This is a genomic window from Streptomyces griseorubiginosus, from assembly GCF_017614965.1.
Taxonomy (GTDB): Bacteria; Actinomycetota; Actinomycetes; order Streptomycetales; family Streptomycetaceae; genus Streptomyces; species Streptomyces griseorubiginosus_B.
On sequence record NZ_WVUG01000080.1, the window covers coordinates 12,645 to 30,997 of the forward strand.

Sequence of the window (18,353 nt, forward strand, 5' to 3'; positions counted from 1 at the left end):
CCTCAGCGCATCTTGGGGTCGAAGGCGTCGCGGACCACGTCGCCGAGCACGATGAACGCCAGCACGGTGAGGCTCAGCGCGCCGGCCGGGAACAGCAGCGCGTGCGGCGAGGTCAGGAACCGGTCCTGGGCGTCACTGATCATCAGACCCCAGGAGATGTTCGGGGACTGGATGCCGATGCCCAGGTAGGACAGGGCGGCCTCGGCGGAGATGTAGACGCCGAGGTTCATCGTCGTGATGACGATGACGGGCGCGAGGGTGTTGGGCAGGATGTGCCGGAAGGCGATCCGCCACGAGTCCGCGCCCAGCGCCCGGGCGGCCGTCACGTAGTCGTTGTACTTGTTGGAGATGACCTCGCCGCGCATGATCCGGTAGACCTGCGGCCAGCCGAGGATCGCCATGATGAACGAGACCGACCAGACGTCGCCGCCGCCCCAGATCGACATGATCAGCAGACCGCCGACGATCAGCGGCAGCGCGGAGAACACCTCGGTGATCCGGGACAGGACCGCGTCGATCCAGCCGCCGACCAGACCGGCGAGCATGCCCAGCAGACCGCCGATCAGGGTGGTGACCACGGTCGTCACCACACCGACGACGATCGAGTTGCGGGTGCCGTACACGGTGCGGGTGTAGATGTCGCAGCCCTGCACGTCGAAGCCGAACAGGTGCCCGGACGTGGGCGGGTTCATGGAGTTCTGCAGCTGGCAGAACCCGTCGGAGTACGGGGAGCGGGCCGTGAACAGACTCGGCGCGATCGCCAGGGCGAGCAGGCACACGATGATGAACGCCGTCACCAGGAACATGGGCCGCTTGCGCAGGTCCGTCCAGCCGTCCTTGAGCAGGCTGGCCTGCCGGGCCGCCGCCTTCTCCTCGGCCTCGATCTCCTTGGCGATGGCGGCCTCGTCGGTGGTGGGCCTCTCTATCGTCTTCTCACTCATAGCGAATCCTCGGGTCGAGCACGGCGTACATCAGGTCTACGAGGAGGTTGGCGACCAGGTAGATCAGCACCAGCAGGGTCACCAGACCGACCACGACGGGCCGTTCGCGCAGATAGACCGACTGCGCCAACTGGCCACCGATACCGGGCATGTTGAACACGCGCTCGGTGATGATCGCGCCGCCCATCAGGGCGCCGAGGTCGAAGCCCAGGAACGTGACGACCGGGATCAGCGAGTTGCGCAGCGCGTGCAGACCGATGACCCGCCGCATGGGCAGGCCCTTGGCGATCGCCGTACGGACGTAGTCGGCGCGGATCGACTCGCTCATGCTCGCCCGGGTGAGCCGGGAGATGTACGCCATGGAGGTCGAGGCGAGGACGATGGCGGGCAGGATGTAACTCTGCGGCCAGCCCTTCTCGATACCGGCCACCGGCGTGATCTTGAGGTTCACGCCGGCCTCCAGCTGGAGCACGCTGCCGAGCACGAACACCGGGATCGAGATCAGCACCAGCGTCGAGATCAGCACGACGTTGTCGAGGAACTTGCCCTTCTTCAGGGCGGAGAAGACACCCGCGACGATGCCGATCACGGCCTCGATCGCGAACGCGGTCAGACCCAGCTTGAGGGTGACCGGGAACCGCTCCGAAACGATGTCGGAGATGGCACGACCGTTGTACGTCTCGCCGAGGTCACCGGTGAAGACGCCGCTGATGTAGTGCCAGTACTGCTGATAGAGCGGCTCGTTGAGGTGGTAGTGCGCGCGGAGGATCGCCGCGACGTTGGGGTCGGCGCGCTTGTCGCCGGCCAGTGCCTGGATCGGGTCGCCGGGCAGAGCGAAGACCAGGCAGAAGATGATGAACGTGACGCCTATGACCACAGGGATCACCTGCAGCAGGCGGCGCACGACGTATCGGCCCATGGGTACTCCAGAGGGGGTGCTCGACCCGACCGTGGCCGAGGGGAGAGCACGGTCGGACGGGAGACGGCGCAGAGGTGAGCAGGGGAAGGGTATTCCTCCCCCTGCTCACCCCGTACCGTTCAGGACTGCTCAGAACCTGGTCAGCTGAGCTTGACCTGGTCCCACAGGATCTGGTGACCGGCGACCTTCATCGACTTGATCTTGTCGCTGAAGCCGGCGTTCATCGTGTAGAAGTACACCGGGATGTACGGCAGGTCCTTCAGCAGCACGTCGTCGGCCTGCTGGTAGATCTTGATCGCTTCCTCGTGGGTCGGGGCCTGGTCGCCCTGGACGAGGAGCTTCTCGAACTGCTCGTTGACGTAACCCGAGTAGTTCGAGCCGTTGGTGATGGCGTCCTTGGAGAAGATCGGACGGAGGTAGTCCTCCATGTCCGGGTAGTCCATGCTCCAGCCCATACGGAACGCGCCCTGGTACTTCTTGGCGTCCAGGTCGTTCAGGATGGTCTGGAACTGCTCGAACGGCTTGGCCGTCACCTTGATGCCGAGGGCCTGCTGGATCTGGTTGGCCACGGCCTCGACCCACTCCTTGTGGCCGCCGTCCGCGTTGTAGCCGATCTCCAGCTTGTTGCCCGGCAGACCGCCGCTCTGCTTGTAGAGCTCCTTGGCCTTGGTCGGGTTGTAGACGCAGGCGTCGCCGCAGGCGCCCTTGCGGTAGCCGTCGATGATCGGGCTGATGTAGTCGTCCGCGGGCGTACGGGCGCCCAGGAAGATCTTCGACGTGATCGTCTTGCGGTCGATCGCCATGGAGATCGACTTGCGCAGGTCGGCGTTCTGGAAGGCCTTGTTGTACTTGATCGGGAAGCCGATGTAGCCGACGGCCGAGTCGGCCTCGTCGATGTAACGGCCCGGCAGGTCCTTGTGGTACGTCGGCAGGCCCGAGTTGGGGATCGTCAGCAGCGTGTCGAGGTTGCCGGCGACGAGGTCCTTGTAGGCCGTGTCCAGGTTCGAGTAGATCTTGAAGTTGACGCCCTTGACCTCGATCTTCGAGGCGTCCGGGTACTTGTCGTACTTCGTGGTGTCGATCTCTTGGTTGTGCTTGAACGTGCCCTTCATCTTGAAGGGACCGTTGCCGATCGGGGCCTCGCCGAAGCCCTTCGGGTCCTTGAAGAACGCCTTGGGCAGCGGGACGAACGCCGTGAAGGACAGCTGCGACGGGAACGCGGAGAACGCGCCGTCGAGGGTGACCTGGAGGGTGTTGTCGTCGATGGCCTTCAGACCGGAGAGCTTGTCGGTCTTCGGCTTCTTGCCCTCGCCCGGGTTCAGGTCCGCGTAGCCCTGGATGTGGCTGAACAGCGGGTTGGTCTGCTGGGCGTTGGTCTGGTTCGCGCCGTAGTTCCAGGCGTCGATGAAGGACTGGGCGGTGACCTTCTCACCGTTGTGGAAGGTGTAGCCCGGCTTCAGCTTGATCGTCCAGACCTTGTTGTCCTTGGACTCGATCGACTGAGCCATGGCGTTGACGACCTTGTTGTCGGCGTCAAGCTTGGTCAGACCCGTGAAGAGGGCGTTGATGACCTGGCCGCCCTCGGTCTCGTACGTGTTGGTCGGGACCAGGCTGTTCTGCGGCTCACCGATCTCCACCGAGACCACGCCGTTGCCCTTGCCACTGCCCGAGCTGCCGTTGTCCCCGCCGCCGCCACAGGCCGTCGCACCCAGCGCCACTACGGCGGCTATCGCAACCCACTTGGCGCTCTTGGCACCACGCATGGGGCTCCTCCTCATGAGTCCATTGGTTCACCGCATGGGGGAGCACATGACACATCACCGTTACCGGTGCCTGAAATGGTCAGGTGCCCCCGCGCTCGATGAGTCGGCGCCGCTGCAGCGCGTGACCCGTTGATCCGAGCTCTACGCGCCTAACTATCTGCCATGCACCGGGGCCGAACCACTCCCCCAAGGTCTCGGTTCGATCACACCTTGCACGAACATCTTCCAAAATCCGGACAAAGGGTTTGCTGAAAGATCCCTGCGAAACGGACTTGTTACACATCTACCGGTCACGGCCGTCCGCATTCCGGACACATGGCTGTAATAAATCAGTTGCGGAAGAGTCGGTTTGCGTGCCTGCGCCAACAGGACTCCAACGGGTCGTCAGACCACGGCCGTTCGTCGCACAGCCGGAGTACAGGCAGGACCGACATCAGCGCAGGGTAGTGCCAATGACCCGGCATGTGGGGCCCTCGAACCAAGATGAAGGGTTTTCCCTACCTTCCCCGGAACCGGGACCGGGCACCGCGTCAGACGCGGTGCCCGGGATGTTCGTACTGACGCGGTGTCAGCCGTGCTTGGCGCGGCTCGCGGCGCGGGCGCGCTCACGGGCGTCCAGGTTCACCTTGCGGATGCGGACCGCCTCCGGGGTGACCTCCACGCACTCGTCGTCCCGGCAGAACTCCAGGGACTGCTCCAGGGAGAGCTTGCGCGGCGGGACGATCGACTCGGCCACGTCGGCCGTGGACGAGCGCATGTTGGTGAGCTTCTTCTCCTTGGTGATGTTGACGTCCATGTCGTCGGAGCGCGAGTTCTCGCCGACGATCATGCCCTCGTACACCTCGGTGCCGGGCTCGACGAACAGTACGCCGCGCTCCTGGAGGTTCGTCATCGCGAACGCGGTGACCACGCCGGCGCGGTCGGCGACCAGGGAGCCGTTGTTGCGGGTCTGCAGGGTGCCGAACCAGGGCTCGTGGCCCTCGTGGATGGAGTGGCCGATGCCGGTGCCGCGGGTCTGGGTCAGGAACTCCGTACGGAAGCCGATGAGACCGCGGGAGGGCACCACGAACTCCATGCGGACCCAGCCGGAGCCGTGGTTGGACATGTTGTCCATCCGGCCCTTGCGGACGCCCATGAGCTGGGTGACCGCGCCCATGTGCTCCTCGGGCACGTCGATCGTCATGCGCTCGACCGGCTCGTAGACCTTGCCGTCGACGTCCTTGGTGACGACCTGGGGCTTGCCGACGGTGAGCTCGTAGCCCTCCCGGCGCATGGTCTCGACCAGGATGGCGAGCGCGAGCTCGCCACGGCCCTGGACCTCCCAGGCGTCGGGACGGTCGGTGTCGAGCACCCGCAGCGAGACGTTGCCGATGAGCTCGCGGTCGAGACGGTCCTTGACCTGACGGGCGGTCACCTTGCGGTCCTTGACGGCCGCCTTCGCGTCCGCGCCCTTGCCGGAGCCGCCCCGGCCGACCATCGGGGAGGTGTTGGTGCCGATGACCATGGAGATCGCGGGTTCGTCGACCGTGATCAGCGGCAGCGGAACCGGGTTCTCCGGATCGGCCAGCGTCTCGCCGATCATGATGTCCGGGATGCCGGCGACGGCACAGATGTCACCCGGACCCGCCTTCTCGGCGGGCTTGCGAGTGAGCGCCTCGGTCATCATCAGCTCGGAGATGCGGACGTTGGCGACCGAGCCGTCCCGCTTGATCCAGGCGACGGTCTGGCCCTTCCTGAGCTCGCCCTGCTCGACGCGGAGCAGCGCGATACGGCCGAGGAAGTTGTCCGCGTCCAGGTTGGTGACGTGGGCCTGGAGCGGCGCGTCCTCGTCGTAGGTGGGGGCCGGGATGTGGTCCAGGATCGTGGAGAAGAACGGCTCCAGGCTGGTGGAGTCGGCCGGCACGGTGCCGTTCTCCGGCTTGGTCAGCGAGGCGATGCCGTCGCGGCCGCAGGCGTAGACGATCGGGAACTCGATCTGCTCCTCGTCCGCGTCCAGGTCGAGGAAGAGGTCGTAGGTCTCGTTGACGACCTCGTCGATGCGGGAGTCCGGGCGGTCCGTCTTGTTGATGCACAGGATGACCGGCAGGCGCTGCTGGAGGGCCTTGCGCAGCACGAACCGGGTCTGCGGCAGCGGACCCTCGGAGGCGTCGACCAGCAGCACGACACCATCAACCATGGACAGACCGCGCTCGACCTCGCCGCCGAAGTCGGCGTGGCCGGGGGTGTCGATGATGTTGATGGTGATGGGCTCCCCGCCGTCCTTGGGGTGGTACTTCACCGCCGTGTTCTTGGCGAGGATCGTGATGCCCTTCTCACGCTCCAGGTCGTTCGAGTCCATCATGCGGTCGTCGACGCCCTCGAGCTGGTGCGCGGCGAAGGCGCCGGCCTGCTTCAGCATGCCGTCGACGATGGTCGTCTTGCCGTGGTCGACGTGGGCGACGATGGCGACGTTGCGGATGTCGTGGCGCGTGGCCATAGTGAGGCGTACTCCCGGAGTGTGAGGAACGGGCCGTCGCGTACGTCTGTGTGACGCGGCCCCTGCCGGGCGCAACATGCCACGGCCTCACCCCATGGTACGTGCCGTCCCGGGCAGGGGCTCGCCGGCCTCAGTTCCCGCTCGGACTCGGCGAGGCCTTCGCGCCCTTCCGCAGGAATCCCATGTCCTCGTAGACCGGCGCCCGGAAGCCGAACGCGCCCGCGTTGACCAGGTCCTTCCGTGCGGCGACCAGCTGCGGCCGCTGGTACAGCGGAATCGATCCGGCGGCCGCCCAGATCCGTGAGTCGGCCTTGCGGATCAGCGCGTGGTTCTCGCCTTCGTCCAGGGTCGAGGCCGCCTGGTCGAACAGCTGATCGACCTGGTCGGTGCCGACGCGGGTGTAGTTCTGCTCCACGTTCAGCGATCCGTCGGCGGCGGGCACCGGCTTGGCGTAGATCGGCCGTGCGTCGGTCGCCGGGAAGGCGGAGGCGGGCCACGAGTAGAGCGCGAGGTCGTAGTCCCCGGACGCGATGTGGTCCTTGAAGTAGCTGTCGTCGGGCACCTTCACGATGCGCGTACGGATCCCGACCCGGGCCAGCATCCCGCCGATCCGGTCCGCCACCGTGCGCAGGCTCTCCGACCCGGCGCCCGAGGGGATCACCAGGCGCAGGTCCAGCGCCTTGCCGTCCTTGGCCAGCACCCCGGCCGAGGCCCCGGCCGGGGCCGCCGTGCCCTTCGGTGCGTACGCCCCCGGCGCGCCGCCCTGCCTGAGCTGGGCGTCGCCGTACTGCTTGCCGTCGGCGAGGTGCTTCGCGCCGTCCTCGCCCTGGTTCCTGCGGTCGTCCCTGGCGTGGGCCTTGTCGTCCTCGCCGACGATGTACGTCCCGTCGTCGCCGTCGGACTCGTCCCGTGACTTCTTGCTCTCGGAGCCGGCCGCCTCGGAGCTCTTCTTCTCCGCGTCTCCCTTCTCTCCCTTCTCTTCCTTCTGCTCCTTGACCGGTCCGCCCCGGACCCACCCGGCGTCGGCGAGCAGCGCCTGGGCCTCGGCGGTGTCCTGGCCACCCAGCGCGCCGCTGTTGTCGGCGTAGGCGGCCTGCCCGGCGAGGGCGAGATGGCTGCCGACCGGCACGGCGGGCAGCCCGAGCGGTCCGAGTACCGCCTTGGCGAGGGCGGCGCGGTCGATGGCGCGGGCCACGGCACGGCGTACCCGCTCGTCGGTGAGGGGGCCGGCGGAGCCGTTGAGGGCGAGCTGGGTGTAGGCCGGTTCCAGGGACTTGCGGACCTCGAAGCCGCGCAGGGCCTGCTGCTGCAACTCGTACCCGATGATCTTCCTGACCTGCTTCTTCAGGGTGCGCAGCTCTTTGCCGGCCGACTCGTCGTCGGTGTCGTGCTTCAGGGCCCAGGAGCGCAGGGACTTCGCGGCCAGACGTCCGCCGCCGGGGCCCATCAGCGGGGTGCCGGTGCCCTTGGAGCGGGCGGCCAGGTCGATGCGCTGGGCGTCGGCGGGGTCGATCTCGGCCAGGTCGATCTTCCCGTCGGCCAGCGCGGCGGCGCGCTTGTCGCGCGGTACGACGGTGAGGTCGATCTCGGACAGCTTGGCGGGCCGGCCCCACCAGCGGGCGTTGCGGACCAGGGTGACCTTGTCGTCCTTCGGGTCGACCTGGCGCGGCGTGAAGGGCCCGGCGGTGACCTTGAGCTTGCGGCGGGCGCCGTCGTTGAAGGCGTCCGGGGTGCCCATGACCTCCTTGGGGTACAGCGGGGAGAACAGGGAGCGCCAGTCGGCGTAGGGCCGGGCGAAGGTGACCTTGACCTCGAGGTCGTTGGCGCCGCGCTCGACCTTCTCGATGCGGTCGTAGCCGGCGTTGCGAGCGGTCCAGTAGGCGCTGTCCTTGCCGGACAAGGCGCGCCACTGGGCGGCGAAGTCGGCGGCGCCGATCTCCCGGCCGTCGCTCCAGACGGCCTGCTGGTTGAGCCGGTAGACCACGACCTGCTTGGGCTCGGTCTTGACGACCCGCGCGGACTCCAGGTAGTCGGCGTCGCGCACCGGCCGGCCCTGGGCGTCCAGCCGGAACATGGCGGGCAGCACGGCCTGGGCGATGCGGGTGGTGGTCGCGTCGGCGTCCGACTGGAAGGTGTTCAAGGTGTCCGGCACGTCGTCCACGGCCCAGCGCAGCGTGCCGCCGTCGGCGATCAGCTGCCGGCCGGACGAGGCGATGTCCTGCCCGGCGAGCGGCTTGCCGGCGGGGTCGTCCGAACCGCACCCCGCGAGCACGGGCACCGTGAGCACGCCCGCGGTCAGGAAGGCGACCGAACGCGTGACGCTCCGCCGACGGGAGCGGCGCGATGGGCCGTCGTTCGTCTGCGACGCCGTCGTGGCCGGTCGCGCCCCGCGGCGCGGCCGCTGGTCGATGCTCTCCCGCGCCCCTTCAGGGCGCTGCAGTCCGGCGCCGTCGTAGGACATCTCTGCTACCTCCGGGGGAAGCCGCTCTCGCCGCCGGTGCGGGCGGGTCTGATCACGTTTGGCGGTATTTGGAGTTGATCAGATGTACGGCCCCACTGAAAGGGAAACGGTTCGCCAGGCCGGGACGACACGGCGACGAGGGCGCCGAAGCCCACCCGTGCGGCCTACCTCACGCCGTCCTTCGGCCTCGGTTGCCGGGGGATCCGCCCGGAGCCAGACTGAGAAGCGGGCCGGGCGCCGCGTGCGCTCCGGCGCTCAAAGAGCGCATACAGGCGTGCACTGGAGGCCTGCAATCCGCCAATCGCTGCACATCCCTTCCCAGCGGCAGGTGTGACGCGCAACACTCGCAGGCGCATGAACGTTGCCACCTGAGGCCCGACGGCTCATGGAAGTGAGGTCACGTCATGTCCGTGCAAGACGACCTGACGTCGGTCCAGCGCTGCCTCGACGACCTGTCCCGGTCGGTGAACCGCCTGGAGCAGGAGCTGGGCGGCAACACCCTGGACATGCGCCGAGTCCGCGCCGACGCCGAGCACCTGCGGGAGAGCGTGCAGCTCCTGCGCGCCGCGGCGGCGGTGAAGGCCGCGCCCGGCAAACCGGAACTCGTCACCATCCCCGACCAGCCGTACGACGACTCTCTGTGGACGGACTCCGACGACGAGGGTCTCGGCGCGCACCACCGCAAACACCACTGAGCGCCTTCCCACACCGACCGGAGTCATGAGTTGGCCACTGGTACGGAACCCCATCTGAACAGCGGCGGCGTGAGAACGGGTACGCGCGCCGCGATCGACGCCCCGCATCTGCGGACCGACCGCTGGTGGCTGGCCCCGGCCGCCACCGCGGCCGGCCTGCTGGCCTTCATCGTGTACTCGACGTGGCGGGCCTTCGCGAACGCGGACTACTACTCGGCGCCGTACGTCTCGCCGTTCTACTCGCCGTGTCTGGCGGAGAACTGCAAGAACATGCCCTCGGGCCCGAACGCCGATCTCTTCGGCAGCTGGTGGGCGATCTCCCCGGCGATCATCATCCTGATCTTCCCGCTGGGCTTCCGCCTGACCTGCTACTACTACCGCAAGGCCTACTACCGGGGCTTCTGGGCCTCTCCCCCGGCCTGCGCGGTGGCCGAGCCGCACAAGAAGTACACCGGTGAGACCCGCTTCCCGCTGATCCTGCAGAACATCCACCGGTACTTCTTCTACGCGGCGATCCTGGTCGCGGGCGTGCTGACCTACGACACCGTGCTGTCCTTCCGCGACACAGAGGAGAACTGGGGCCACATGGGCCTCGGCACCGTCGTCTTCCTGGTCAACATCACGCTGATCTGGGCGTACACGATCTCCTGCCACTCCTGCCGGCACATCGTCGGCGGGAAGCTCAAGCACTTCTCCAAACACCCCGTGCGCTACAAGGCATGGCAGTTCGTCGGGCGGCTCAACGCCCGGCACATGCTCCTGGCCTGGGCGTCGTTGGTGAGCGTGGCGCTCGCCGACTTCTACGTCTATCTGCTCGCATCCGGTGCCTTCGACGATCCGCGCTTCTTCTGACTGAGATGAGTGGGGCCTAACTGATGTCCGTGGTCGACCGCCAGGAGTGGGACGTCGTCGTGGTCGGCGCCGGGGGCGCGGGCCTCCGGGCCGCCATCGAGGCGCGCGAGCGAGGCGCCCGTACGGCAGTCATCTGCAAGTCGCTGTTCGGCAAGGCGCACACCGTGATGGCCGAGGGCGGCATCGCGGCGGCCATGGCCAACGTCAACGCGCACGACAACTGGCAGGTCCACTTCCGCGACACCATGCGCGGCGGCAAGTTCCTCAACCAGTGGCGGATGGCGGAGCTGCACGCCCAGGAGGCGCCGGACCGGGTGTGGGAGCTGGAGACCTGGGGTGCCCTCTTCGACCGCACGAAGGAAGGGAAGATCTCCCAGCGCAACTTCGGCGGCCACGAGTACCCGCGCCTGGCGCACGTCGGCGACCGTACGGGCCTGGAGCTGATCCGCACCCTCCAGCAGAAGATCGTCTCCCTCCAGCAGGAGGACCATCGGGAGACCGGGGACTACGAGTCCCGGCTGAAGGTCTTCCAGGAGTGCACGGTCACCCGGGTCCTCAAGGACGGCTCGAGGGTGAGCGGTGTCTTCGCCTACGAGCGTGAGACCGGCCGTTTCTTCGTCCTGGAGGCGCCCGCCGTCGTGATCGCGACCGGTGGCATCGGCAAGTCCTTCAAGGTGACGTCGAACTCGTGGGAGTACACGGGCGACGGCCACGCGCTGGCCCTGCTCGCCGGAGCGCCCCTGCTGAACATGGAGTTCGTGCAGTTCCACCCGACGGGCATGGTCTGGCCGCCGTCGGTGAAGGGCATCCTCGTCACCGAGTCGGTCCGCGGCGACGGCGGGGTGCTGAGGAACTCCGAGGGCAAGCGGTTCATGTTCGACTACGTCCCCGACGTCTTCAAGGAGAAGTACGCCGAGTCGGAGGAGGAGGGCGACCGCTGGTACGAGGACCCGGACAACAACCGGCGTCCGCCCGAGCTGCTGCCGCGTGACGAGGTCGCCCGCGCGATCAACTCCGAGGTGAAGGCGGGCCGGGGCTCCCCGCACGGCGGTGTCTTCCTTGACGTGTCGACCCGGATGCCCGCCGAGGTCATCCGGCGCCGGCTGCCCTCCATGTACCACCAGTTCAAGGAGCTGGCGGACGTCGACATCACGGCGGAGGCGATGGAGGTCGGGCCGACCTGCCACTACGTGATGGGCGGCATCGCGGTCGACTCGGACTCGGCGGCGGCCCGCGGGGTGCCCGGACTGTTCGCGGCCGGCGAGGTCGCCGGCGGTATGCACGGCTCCAACCGTCTCGGCGGCAACTCCCTCTCCGACCTGCTGGTCTTCGGGCGCCGGGCCGGCTGGCACGCGGCCGAGTACGCGACCGGTCTCACGGGGAACCGCCCGCCGGTGGACGACGGCCAGGTGGACACCGCCGCGGCGGAGGCGCTGCGCCCCTTCTCCGCCGAGGGCCCGGCCCCCGGCGAGGACGACGGACGGCCGCCGGAGAACCCCTACACCCTCCACCAGGAACTCCAGCAGACCATGAACGACCTGGTGGGCATCATCCGCCGCGAGGGCGAGATGGAGCAGGCCCTGGAGAAGCTGGCGGATCTGCGCGTACGGGCCCGCCGGGCCGGCGTCGAGGGCCACCGTCAGTTCAACCCGGGCTGGCACCTCGCGCTGGACCTCAGGAACATGCTGCTGGTCAGCGAGTGCGTGGCCCGGGCCGCGCTGGAGCGCACCGAGTCGCGCGGCGGCCACACCCGGGAGGACTTCCCGGCGATGGACCGCAAGTGGCGCAACGTGAACCTGCTGTGCCGGCTGACCGACCCCACGGGCGGGCTCGCGGCCACGGACCCCGTCCGCGGTCAGATCGACCTCACCCGCGAGAGCACCGAACCCATCCGCTCCGACCTGCTCGCCCTCTTCGACAAGGAAGAGCTGGTCAAGTACCTCGCCGAAGAGGAGCTGTACGAGTGAGCAGCTACGAGGCCCGCTTCAAGGTGTGGCGGGGCGACGTCACGGGCGGCGGCCTGGAGGACTTCGCCGTCGAGGTCAACGACGGCGAGGTGGTGCTCGACATCATCCACCGCCTCCAGGCCACCCAGGCCCCCGACCTCGCGGTCCGCTGGAACTGCAAGGCGGGCAAGTGCGGTTCGTGCTCCGCGGAGATCAACGGCCGCCCGCGTCTGATGTGCATGACCCGCATGTCGGTGTTCACGCGGGAGGAGACGATCACGGTCACGCCGCTGCGTGCCTTCCCGGTCGTCCGCGATCTCGTCACCAACGTCGGCTTCAACTACCAGAAGGCACGCGAGGTCCCGGCCTTCGTGCCGCCCGCGGACCTCGGTCCCGGCGAGTACCGCATGATGCAGGAGGACGTGGACCGCTCGCAGGAGTTCCGCAAGTGCATCGAGTGCTTCCTGTGCCAGGACACCTGCCATGTCGTGCGCGACCACGAGGAGAACAAGCCGGCGTTCGCCGGCCCGCGCTTCCTGATGCGGGTCGCCGAACTGGACATGCATCCGCTGGACGCGGCCGCCGACACCGGCCTGGACCGCAAGAAGACCGCCCAGGACGAACACGGCCTCGGCTACTGCAACATCACCAAGTGCTGCACGGAGGTCTGCCCCGAGGGCATCAAGATCACCGACAACGCCCTGATCCCCCTGAAGGAACGCGCCGTCGACCGCAAGTACGACCCACTGGTGTGGCTCGGTTCGAAGATCAGGAGGCGCTCCTCAGCAGGCTGAGCGCCCGCACGAGGTTGCCCTCCGCGATCGCCCGCATCGGCTCCGGTTCCGGGAAGTCGCCCTTCAGGAGGGTCAACGGGCCCGCGACCAGGCTCAGGTACATGGCCAGGCGGTACAGACGCATCCGGTCGGGGTCCAGGCCCGGGACGCGCAGGGCGTCGTAGTGCGGGCCGAAGCGGATCTCCAGGAACACGTGTTCGTGCTCCACGTCGAAGTAGAGCAGGCCTTCGATGTCGATGAGCGCCGGGTGACCGTCGGCGGTCAGCAGCACGTGGTCCGGGCCGAGTTCGCCGTGGATGAGGGTGTGGGGGTTGGTTCTGGGCCGGACCGCCGCGGCCAACGTCCGTACCGCGTCAGCGAGTTGGTCTCGGGCGGCCGCCACGCGGGGTTCGAGCGCGGCGGCCTGCTCGATGGAGCGGAGAGCGCCCTCGGTGACCCGCTGCTCGCACGAATCCCCGTACGAGAAGCCGCCGTCGTCGATCAGGGCCACCTTGCCGAAGGCCGGGGCGTCCTGGGCGTGCAGCGTGGTGAGCATCTCGGCGAGGCGTTCCATGAGGGCGGGCGCCGCCTGCGGATCCCGTTCCAGCGCCTCCTCCAGGCTGCCGCCGGTGACGTCCTCGACGATCGCCGCGTCGGCCGGGAGGTGGGTGTGCGTGGCGTCGGCGTGCAGCAGGCGGGGCGTGCGGACGCCGGCGGCGGTGAGCCGGTCGTGGGCCGCGGTGAACAGGCCGAGGCCGGTGCCGTGGGAGAAGGGGTCGCGGAGGTCGGAGGGGCCCGCGTCCCAGTAGTCCTCGTCGGCCGACCAGAGGTAGGCGACGGCCGTCGTGCCGTCGTCGAGGGCGAGACGATAGACGCCCTTCTTGCTGCCGCCGCGCAGCCTGCGCACGGCGGTGAGGGTGCGGCCCGGGCCGAGGGCGGCGCGGGCGAGCGGGGCGAGGTCGGCAGGGGTGGCGTGCCGGCGTGTGGTGCTCACCGGCCGAGTCTCCCCCGTACGCCCCGGCCCCGGCCTCCTCTTTTCCCGCCGCTGCTCCTGCCGCTGTTCCTTCCGCCCCCTGGCCGCACCCCGCTCGCGCCCCCGCATTACCGCCCATACGCTCCGAAATGTGACGCCATCCTTGATCCGGGGCCGGCCGCGGCGGGCCACCTCCCACATAGGCGCGCGGGTGACGTACACCCTGGTCGGCGCGCTGGTCGGGGTGGTGTGGCTGGTGCTGCCGGGGGCGACGGTGCCCGAGACGCACGCGGCCGCCGTGGGCGCGTCGGCGAGCACGGACGAGACGTCGACCGCCGACCTGGTGCTGCCGCTGGTCGCGGCGGCCGCGGCCCTCGTGCTGGGCGTGTACGGCTACGTACGGCGGACCCGGCGGGCGCGGACCCGGACGACACCGGCGGCTGCCGCCGCCATGGCGCCAGGCACCTCACCCCCCGCCGAACTCGACGAACTCGACGCACAGGCACGGCAGTTGCTGGTCGAGGCCGACGACGCCGTACGCACCCGCCGCGAGGAACTCGACTTCCTCCGGGCCCGGATCGGTCCGGAGGCCGCGGAACCCCGGGCGCAGGCCCTGCGGGACGCCGAGGCCGAGCTGGCGGCAGCCTTCCGGATACGGCAGCAGTACGAGGACGGCGTACCCGAGGACGAGACCTCCCGTCGGCACACGCTCACCGGGATCGTCGGCCGGTGTCTGGAGGCGCGACGGCGGCTGGAGGGGTTCGACCGCGGGGACCTGGGAGAGGCGCTGGAGTTCGCCGAGACCCGCTTCCGTGACCTGACCGCCCGCACCGGAGCCACCGAGACGACCCTGACCCGCCTCGCCGAGCGCTACGGACCCACGGCGACCGGCTCTGTCACCGGGTACGTCGAGCAGGCCAAGGACCGCCTGGTGATCGCCACCACCCACCTCAACCAGGTCCGCCAGTCGACCGAACTGGACGACGAGGAGAGCGCGCTACGGCATCTGCGGGCCGCCGAGACCTCCACGGCCCGGGCCGACGCCCTGCTCACCGCCGTCGACCGGCTCGCCTCCGACCTGCCGTCGGCCGAGAGCCTCCTGCCGGCCGCCCTGACCGGCGCGGAGGCGGCGCTCACGGGCGTGAGCGAGCGCGCCGACGCCGACCGCGTGCTGGCCGCCGTGCGGGAAGAGGTGACGGCACGGCCGTACGACCCCCTGGACGCCCTTCGTCGCGTGGTGGGGGCGACCGCGCCGCTCGGGGTGGGCCGGGACGGTGTGCTGTCGGCAGCGGCCCTCCTGGTCGCCCGGAACGCCGTCGCCACCGCCGACACCCACATCACGGTGCGCCGGGAGTCCGTGGGCGCCACAGCGCGCACCCGTCTCGCGGAGGCACGCCGGCTGCTGCTCACCGATCCCTGGTCGGCCACCGTCCGGGCCGACCAGTCGATGCAGAGCCCCTAGGGCCTGTTGCGGAAGTCCCGCCTGCCCCGCGCCGCAACAGGCCCTAGAACAGGCTCAGCAACGCCTCCGCGGGGTCCGTCAGGCCCGTCTCGCCGTCCGGGAGGGGGAGTTCGAACCACACCGTCTTGCCGCGCGGTGTCCGGCGGGAGCCCCACGCGGCGCTGAGCAGGCCGACGAGTTGCAGTCCGCGGCCGCCCTCGTCCGTGTCCCGGGCGCGCCTGCGGCGTGGCTGGACCAGGCCGGAGTCCCAGACCTCGCACACCAGCGTGCGGTCCAGCAGCAGACGGAGTCTGATCTCGCCCTCGCCGTAGCGCAGGGCGTTCGTCACCAGCTCGCTGACCAGCAGTTCGGTGGTGTCGACCAGTGGCTCCAGGTCCCAGGACAGCAGCTGTCCGCGGGCGTACTCCCGGGCCCGGCCCACGCTCCGCGGCTCCCGCGGCAGCGTCCAGTCGCCGACCGAGTCGGCGGGCAGCCCCTGCACCCGGGCCATGAGCAGCGCGATGTCGTCCTCGCCGTGGTGGGTGTCGAGGGTGTTCAGGACGTGGTCGCAGACGTCCTCCAGGGGCCTGCTGGGGTCTGTCAGCGCGCCCACGAAGGCCTGCAGGCCCTCGTCCAGGGGGTGATCGCGGCTTTCGACCAGTCCATCCGTGTAGAGCGCCAACAGGGCGCCTTCGGGCAGTTCGACCTCCACCTCCTCGAAGGGCTCCCCGCCGACGCCCAGCGGCATGCCCGGCGGCACGTCCAGCATCAGCGCGTCCTCGCCCGGTTCGACCAGGACCGGCGGCAGATGGCCGGCGTTGGCGAAGGTGCAGCGGCGGGTGACGGAGTCGTAGACGGCGTACACGCAGGTCGCCAGGTACACCTCGGACAGGTCGGCCTCACGGGGCCGGCGCGCGGCGCGGGTGGCCTGCTGGACACCGCCGGGGGCGCCGAGCCCGCGGGCGATCTCGTCCAACGCCGAGAGCACCTCGGCCGGTTCGAGGTCCAGCAGGGCCAGCGTCCGCACGGCGGAGCGCAGTTCGCCCATCGCGACGGCCGCCCGCAGACCGCGGCCCATGACGTCGCCCACCACCAACGCGGTGCGGTGCCCGGGCAGTTCGATCACGTCGAACCAGTCGCCGCCGACCTCGCTGGGCCGGTCGGAGGAGGAGTTGCCGGGCAGGTAGCGGCAGGCGATGTCCAGTCCGGAGGCGACCGGGTCGCCGGGCGGGAGCAGCGAGCGTTGCAGTATCAACGCCCGTTCGTGCTCGCGCCGGTAGAGACGGGCGTTGTCGATGCAGACGGCGGCCCGGGCCGCGAGCTCCACCGCGAGGTCGCGGTCCCGGTCCCCGAACGGCTCGCTGCCCTTCGTGCGGGCGAACTGCGCGAGCCCCACCACGGTGTCGTGCGCGACCATCGGCACGGCCAGCGTGGACTGGACGACCCCGCCGTCCTCCGCGGGCACGAGCTGGGTGCGGGCGGTGCGCAGGGCGTCCGCGCAGGGCGAGTTGAACGGGTAGTGGTGGACGGCGCCCACGGCGACCGGCGCGCCGCCGCCGACGAACGGGGCGTCGGACACCGCGCTGGCGAAGGCGACCCGGCGCAGCTGCGCGCTGCCGTCGGCGAGCCCGGGCGGGGTCTCGTCACCGGCCAGCAGGCCCTGGTAGAGGTCGACGGTCGCGAGGTCGCAGAAGCCGGGGACGACCACGTCGAGGAGTTCGCGGGCCGTGGTCTCCAGGTCGAGGGAGTTGCCGATGCGGGCGCCCGCCTCGTTCAGCAGGGCGAGATTGCGCCGTGCGGCGGCCGCTTCCCGGGCGGCGGCGCGGCGGGCGGTGATGTCGGTTCCGAGCCAGGCGATGCCGATGGGGCGGCCCGATCCGCTGTGCACGCGGTAGAGGTTGATGGACCAGTGGCGGCGCTCGTCGGAGCCCGGCAGGAAGCCGGTGACGTGCATGTCCGTGATGGAGTCACCGGTTTCGAGGACCCGGCGCAGGGTCGCCGAGACCCGCTCGGCCTCGGGCCGGGGCAGATAGTCGTGGACGCCCTTGCCGCGGTGGTCGTCGGGGGTGCCGCCGAACAGCGAGGCGAACCGCTGGTTGGCGCGCCGCACCCGCAGATCGGTGTCGATCAGCAGGAACCCGAACGGAGATTGACCGAAAATCGACTGCGACGCGGCAAGGTCGGTCTCGATGCTGCGCAGAGTGCGCACGTCGACGACGATGCAGACGGCACCCCGGCGGGCGTCCTCGGTCTGCGTCGGCATGACGTACACCTCGGCGAGGCCGTGCCCGCCCGCGTCGTCCGCGGCGGTCGCGGGGACCCGGAAGGGCACCACACCGGTCCACTCCCGCCCGTCGAGGATCTCGGCCATCTTCCGCTGCCCCTGCTCGCGCAGGTCGGGGTCGATGAAGGCCTCGATGGGGTCCATGCCGACGGCACGCTCGGCGGCGATGCCGAAGAGCTGCTCGGCCCGCAGGCTCCACTGGTCCACCAGGCCGTCGGGGCCGATCGAGAAGGACGCGACCTTGATGTAGTCATAGATCGAGCCGGGCGGGCTGCTCTGCCACATCGCGTCACCGGGCGGTGTCCCGTCGAAGGAGGACAGCCCCGTGCCACCCGTCGCCCGGCCCGGGCCGTGCGACGCGGCTGCTGCCGCGGCCTCCGCCCTCGCGCCGTCCGACGGGTCCTCGGACTCCGTGGCCTTCGCTGGTATCTCGCTCACGCGAACCGTCCCCTCCAGCTCACCGCGTCCGGTACCGGTCACCGGGGGCGGCTGCCCACAGTATCCAGCACTACGGCGCCGCACAACACGGTGTTCACGATCACAGCACGGTCCCGGCGGTTTTCGGTCCCGGCTGTGAGAACACTTCCAGTCTTCTAACCAGCGGACACGCCGTCGAATCACACCCGTCCGTGGCTTGTGCCGACGCGCGCCGGAGTTCTACAGAGCGGGGGCCGCCGTACAGCCTCCGCCGTCTCAGTTCGGCACGGCGAGCTCGAACCACACCGTCTTTCCCGCCGCGCCGGGCCGGGTACCCCAGCGGCGGGAGGAGTGGGCCACCAGCTGCAGTCCGCGGCCTCCTTCGTCCTCGGGGTGGGCGACGCGTTCGCGG

The 18,353-nt window shown here is 69.6% G+C and carries 13 protein-coding genes; 5 read left to right on the plus strand and 8 right to left on the minus strand.

What is annotated here, in order from left to right; all coding sequences use genetic code 11:
- Positions 1 to 2 precede the first annotated feature (2 nt).
- From GRC12_RS17405 to GRC12_RS17425, 5 genes are all read right to left on the minus strand, one after another.
- Complete coding sequence (locus tag GRC12_RS17405) at positions 3 to 941, minus strand: ABC transporter permease (RefSeq protein ID WP_208780210.1); 939 nt, start codon at positions 939 to 941, stop codon at positions 3 to 5.
- Positions 934 to 1,860: an ABC transporter permease gene (locus GRC12_RS17410; protein WP_208780211.1), complete on the minus strand. Its 927-nt coding sequence runs from the start codon at positions 1,858 to 1,860 to the stop codon at positions 934 to 936. The genes GRC12_RS17405 and GRC12_RS17410 overlap by 8 nt, the downstream gene beginning before the upstream one ends.
- Before the next feature lie 140 nt (positions 1,861 to 2,000).
- The gene (locus GRC12_RS17415; RefSeq protein WP_208780212.1) at positions 2,001 to 3,623 is read right to left on the minus strand and encodes a peptide ABC transporter substrate-binding protein; all 1,623 of its coding nucleotides are present in this window, start codon (positions 3,621 to 3,623) and stop codon (positions 2,001 to 2,003) included.
- A 568-nt stretch (positions 3,624 to 4,191) separates the two neighbouring features.
- A complete protein-coding gene (gene typA / locus GRC12_RS17420) occupies positions 4,192 to 6,099 on the minus strand; it encodes a translational GTPase TypA (protein ID WP_208780213.1) in 1,908 nt (635 codons plus the stop codon).
- 130 nt (positions 6,100 to 6,229) lie between these two features.
- Positions 6,230 to 8,560 (minus strand): ABC transporter family substrate-binding protein, encoded by a 2,331-nt coding sequence (locus GRC12_RS17425; protein WP_208780214.1) that lies wholly within the window; start codon positions 8,558 to 8,560, stop codon positions 6,230 to 6,232.
- Between the two features lie 404 nt (positions 8,561 to 8,964).
- Here GRC12_RS17425 and GRC12_RS17430 point away from each other — a divergent pair, with 404 nt between their 5' ends.
- Genes GRC12_RS17430 through GRC12_RS17445 form a run of 4 tightly spaced genes read left to right on the plus strand, consistent with a single transcriptional unit; the run spans position 8,965 to position 12,847 of the window.
- Positions 8,965 to 9,255, plus strand: a complete 291-nt coding sequence (locus tag GRC12_RS17430; RefSeq protein ID WP_133044439.1) for a hypothetical protein — start codon at positions 8,965 to 8,967, stop codon at positions 9,253 to 9,255.
- Positions 9,256 to 9,285: 30 nt separating this feature from the next.
- Positions 9,286 to 10,107: a hypothetical protein gene (locus GRC12_RS17435; RefSeq protein WP_208780215.1), complete on the plus strand. Its 822-nt coding sequence runs from the start codon at positions 9,286 to 9,288 to the stop codon at positions 10,105 to 10,107.
- Positions 10,108 to 10,130: 23 nt separating this feature from the next.
- Positions 10,131 to 12,074, plus strand: a complete 1,944-nt coding sequence (locus tag GRC12_RS17440) for a fumarate reductase/succinate dehydrogenase flavoprotein subunit (protein ID WP_208780216.1) — start codon at positions 10,131 to 10,133, stop codon at positions 12,072 to 12,074.
- Positions 12,071 to 12,847 carry a succinate dehydrogenase/fumarate reductase iron-sulfur subunit gene (locus GRC12_RS17445; protein WP_208780217.1) on the plus strand — a complete coding sequence of 259 codons (777 nt, stop codon included), beginning with the start codon at positions 12,071 to 12,073 and terminating at the stop codon, positions 12,845 to 12,847. The genes GRC12_RS17440 and GRC12_RS17445 overlap by 4 nt, the downstream gene beginning before the upstream one ends.
- Here GRC12_RS17445 and GRC12_RS17450 read toward each other — a convergent pair.
- Positions 12,822 to 13,820: a phosphotransferase family protein gene (locus tag GRC12_RS17450; RefSeq protein WP_308286568.1), complete on the minus strand. Its 999-nt coding sequence runs from the start codon at positions 13,818 to 13,820 to the stop codon at positions 12,822 to 12,824. The two genes, GRC12_RS17445 and GRC12_RS17450, sit on opposite strands and share 26 nt — an antisense overlap.
- A gap of 130 nt (positions 13,821 to 13,950) precedes the next feature.
- Between GRC12_RS17450 and GRC12_RS17455 the strand changes: the two genes are divergently transcribed.
- Positions 13,951 to 15,261, plus strand: a complete 1,311-nt coding sequence (locus GRC12_RS17455) for a hypothetical protein (protein WP_208780219.1) — start codon at positions 13,951 to 13,953, stop codon at positions 15,259 to 15,261.
- A 43-nt stretch (positions 15,262 to 15,304) separates the two neighbouring features.
- Here the strand turns inward: GRC12_RS17455 and GRC12_RS17460 are convergent, their stop codons facing one another.
- Together GRC12_RS17460 and GRC12_RS45645 are read right to left on the minus strand one after the other, a co-directional pair.
- On the minus strand, positions 15,305 to 17,962 hold the full coding sequence (locus GRC12_RS17460) for a SpoIIE family protein phosphatase (protein WP_208780220.1): 2,658 nt from the start codon (positions 17,960 to 17,962) through the stop codon (positions 15,305 to 15,307).
- Positions 17,963 to 18,217: 255 nt separating this feature from the next.
- On the minus strand, positions 18,218 to 18,353 hold a 136-nt coding region (locus tag GRC12_RS45645; RefSeq protein ID WP_244373053.1), incomplete at its 5' end, for an ATP-binding protein.

What these genes read in the sequence shown, in the direction of transcription:
- GRC12_RS17405 (WP_208780210.1), bottom strand. Translation starts at nt 941, where the DNA reads ATGAGTGAGAAGACGATAGAGAGGCCCACCACCGACGAGGCCGCCATC.
- GRC12_RS17410 (WP_208780211.1), bottom strand. Translation starts at nt 1,860, where the DNA reads ATGGGCCGATACGTCGTGCGCCGCCTGCTGCAGGTGATCCCTGTGGTC.
- GRC12_RS17415 (WP_208780212.1), bottom strand. Translation starts at nt 3,623, where the DNA reads ATGCGTGGTGCCAAGAGCGCCAAGTGGGTTGCGATAGCCGCCGTAGTG.
- typA (WP_208780213.1), bottom strand. Translation starts at nt 6,099, where the DNA reads ATGGCCACGCGCCACGACATCCGCAACGTCGCCATCGTCGCCCACGTC.
- GRC12_RS17425 (WP_208780214.1), bottom strand. Translation starts at nt 8,560, where the DNA reads ATGTCCTACGACGGCGCCGGACTGCAGCGCCCTGAAGGGGCGCGGGAG.
- GRC12_RS17430 (WP_133044439.1), top strand. Translation starts at nt 8,965, where the DNA reads ATGTCCGTGCAAGACGACCTGACGTCGGTCCAGCGCTGCCTCGACGAC.
- GRC12_RS17440 (WP_208780216.1), top strand. Translation starts at nt 10,131, where the DNA reads ATGTCCGTGGTCGACCGCCAGGAGTGGGACGTCGTCGTGGTCGGCGCC.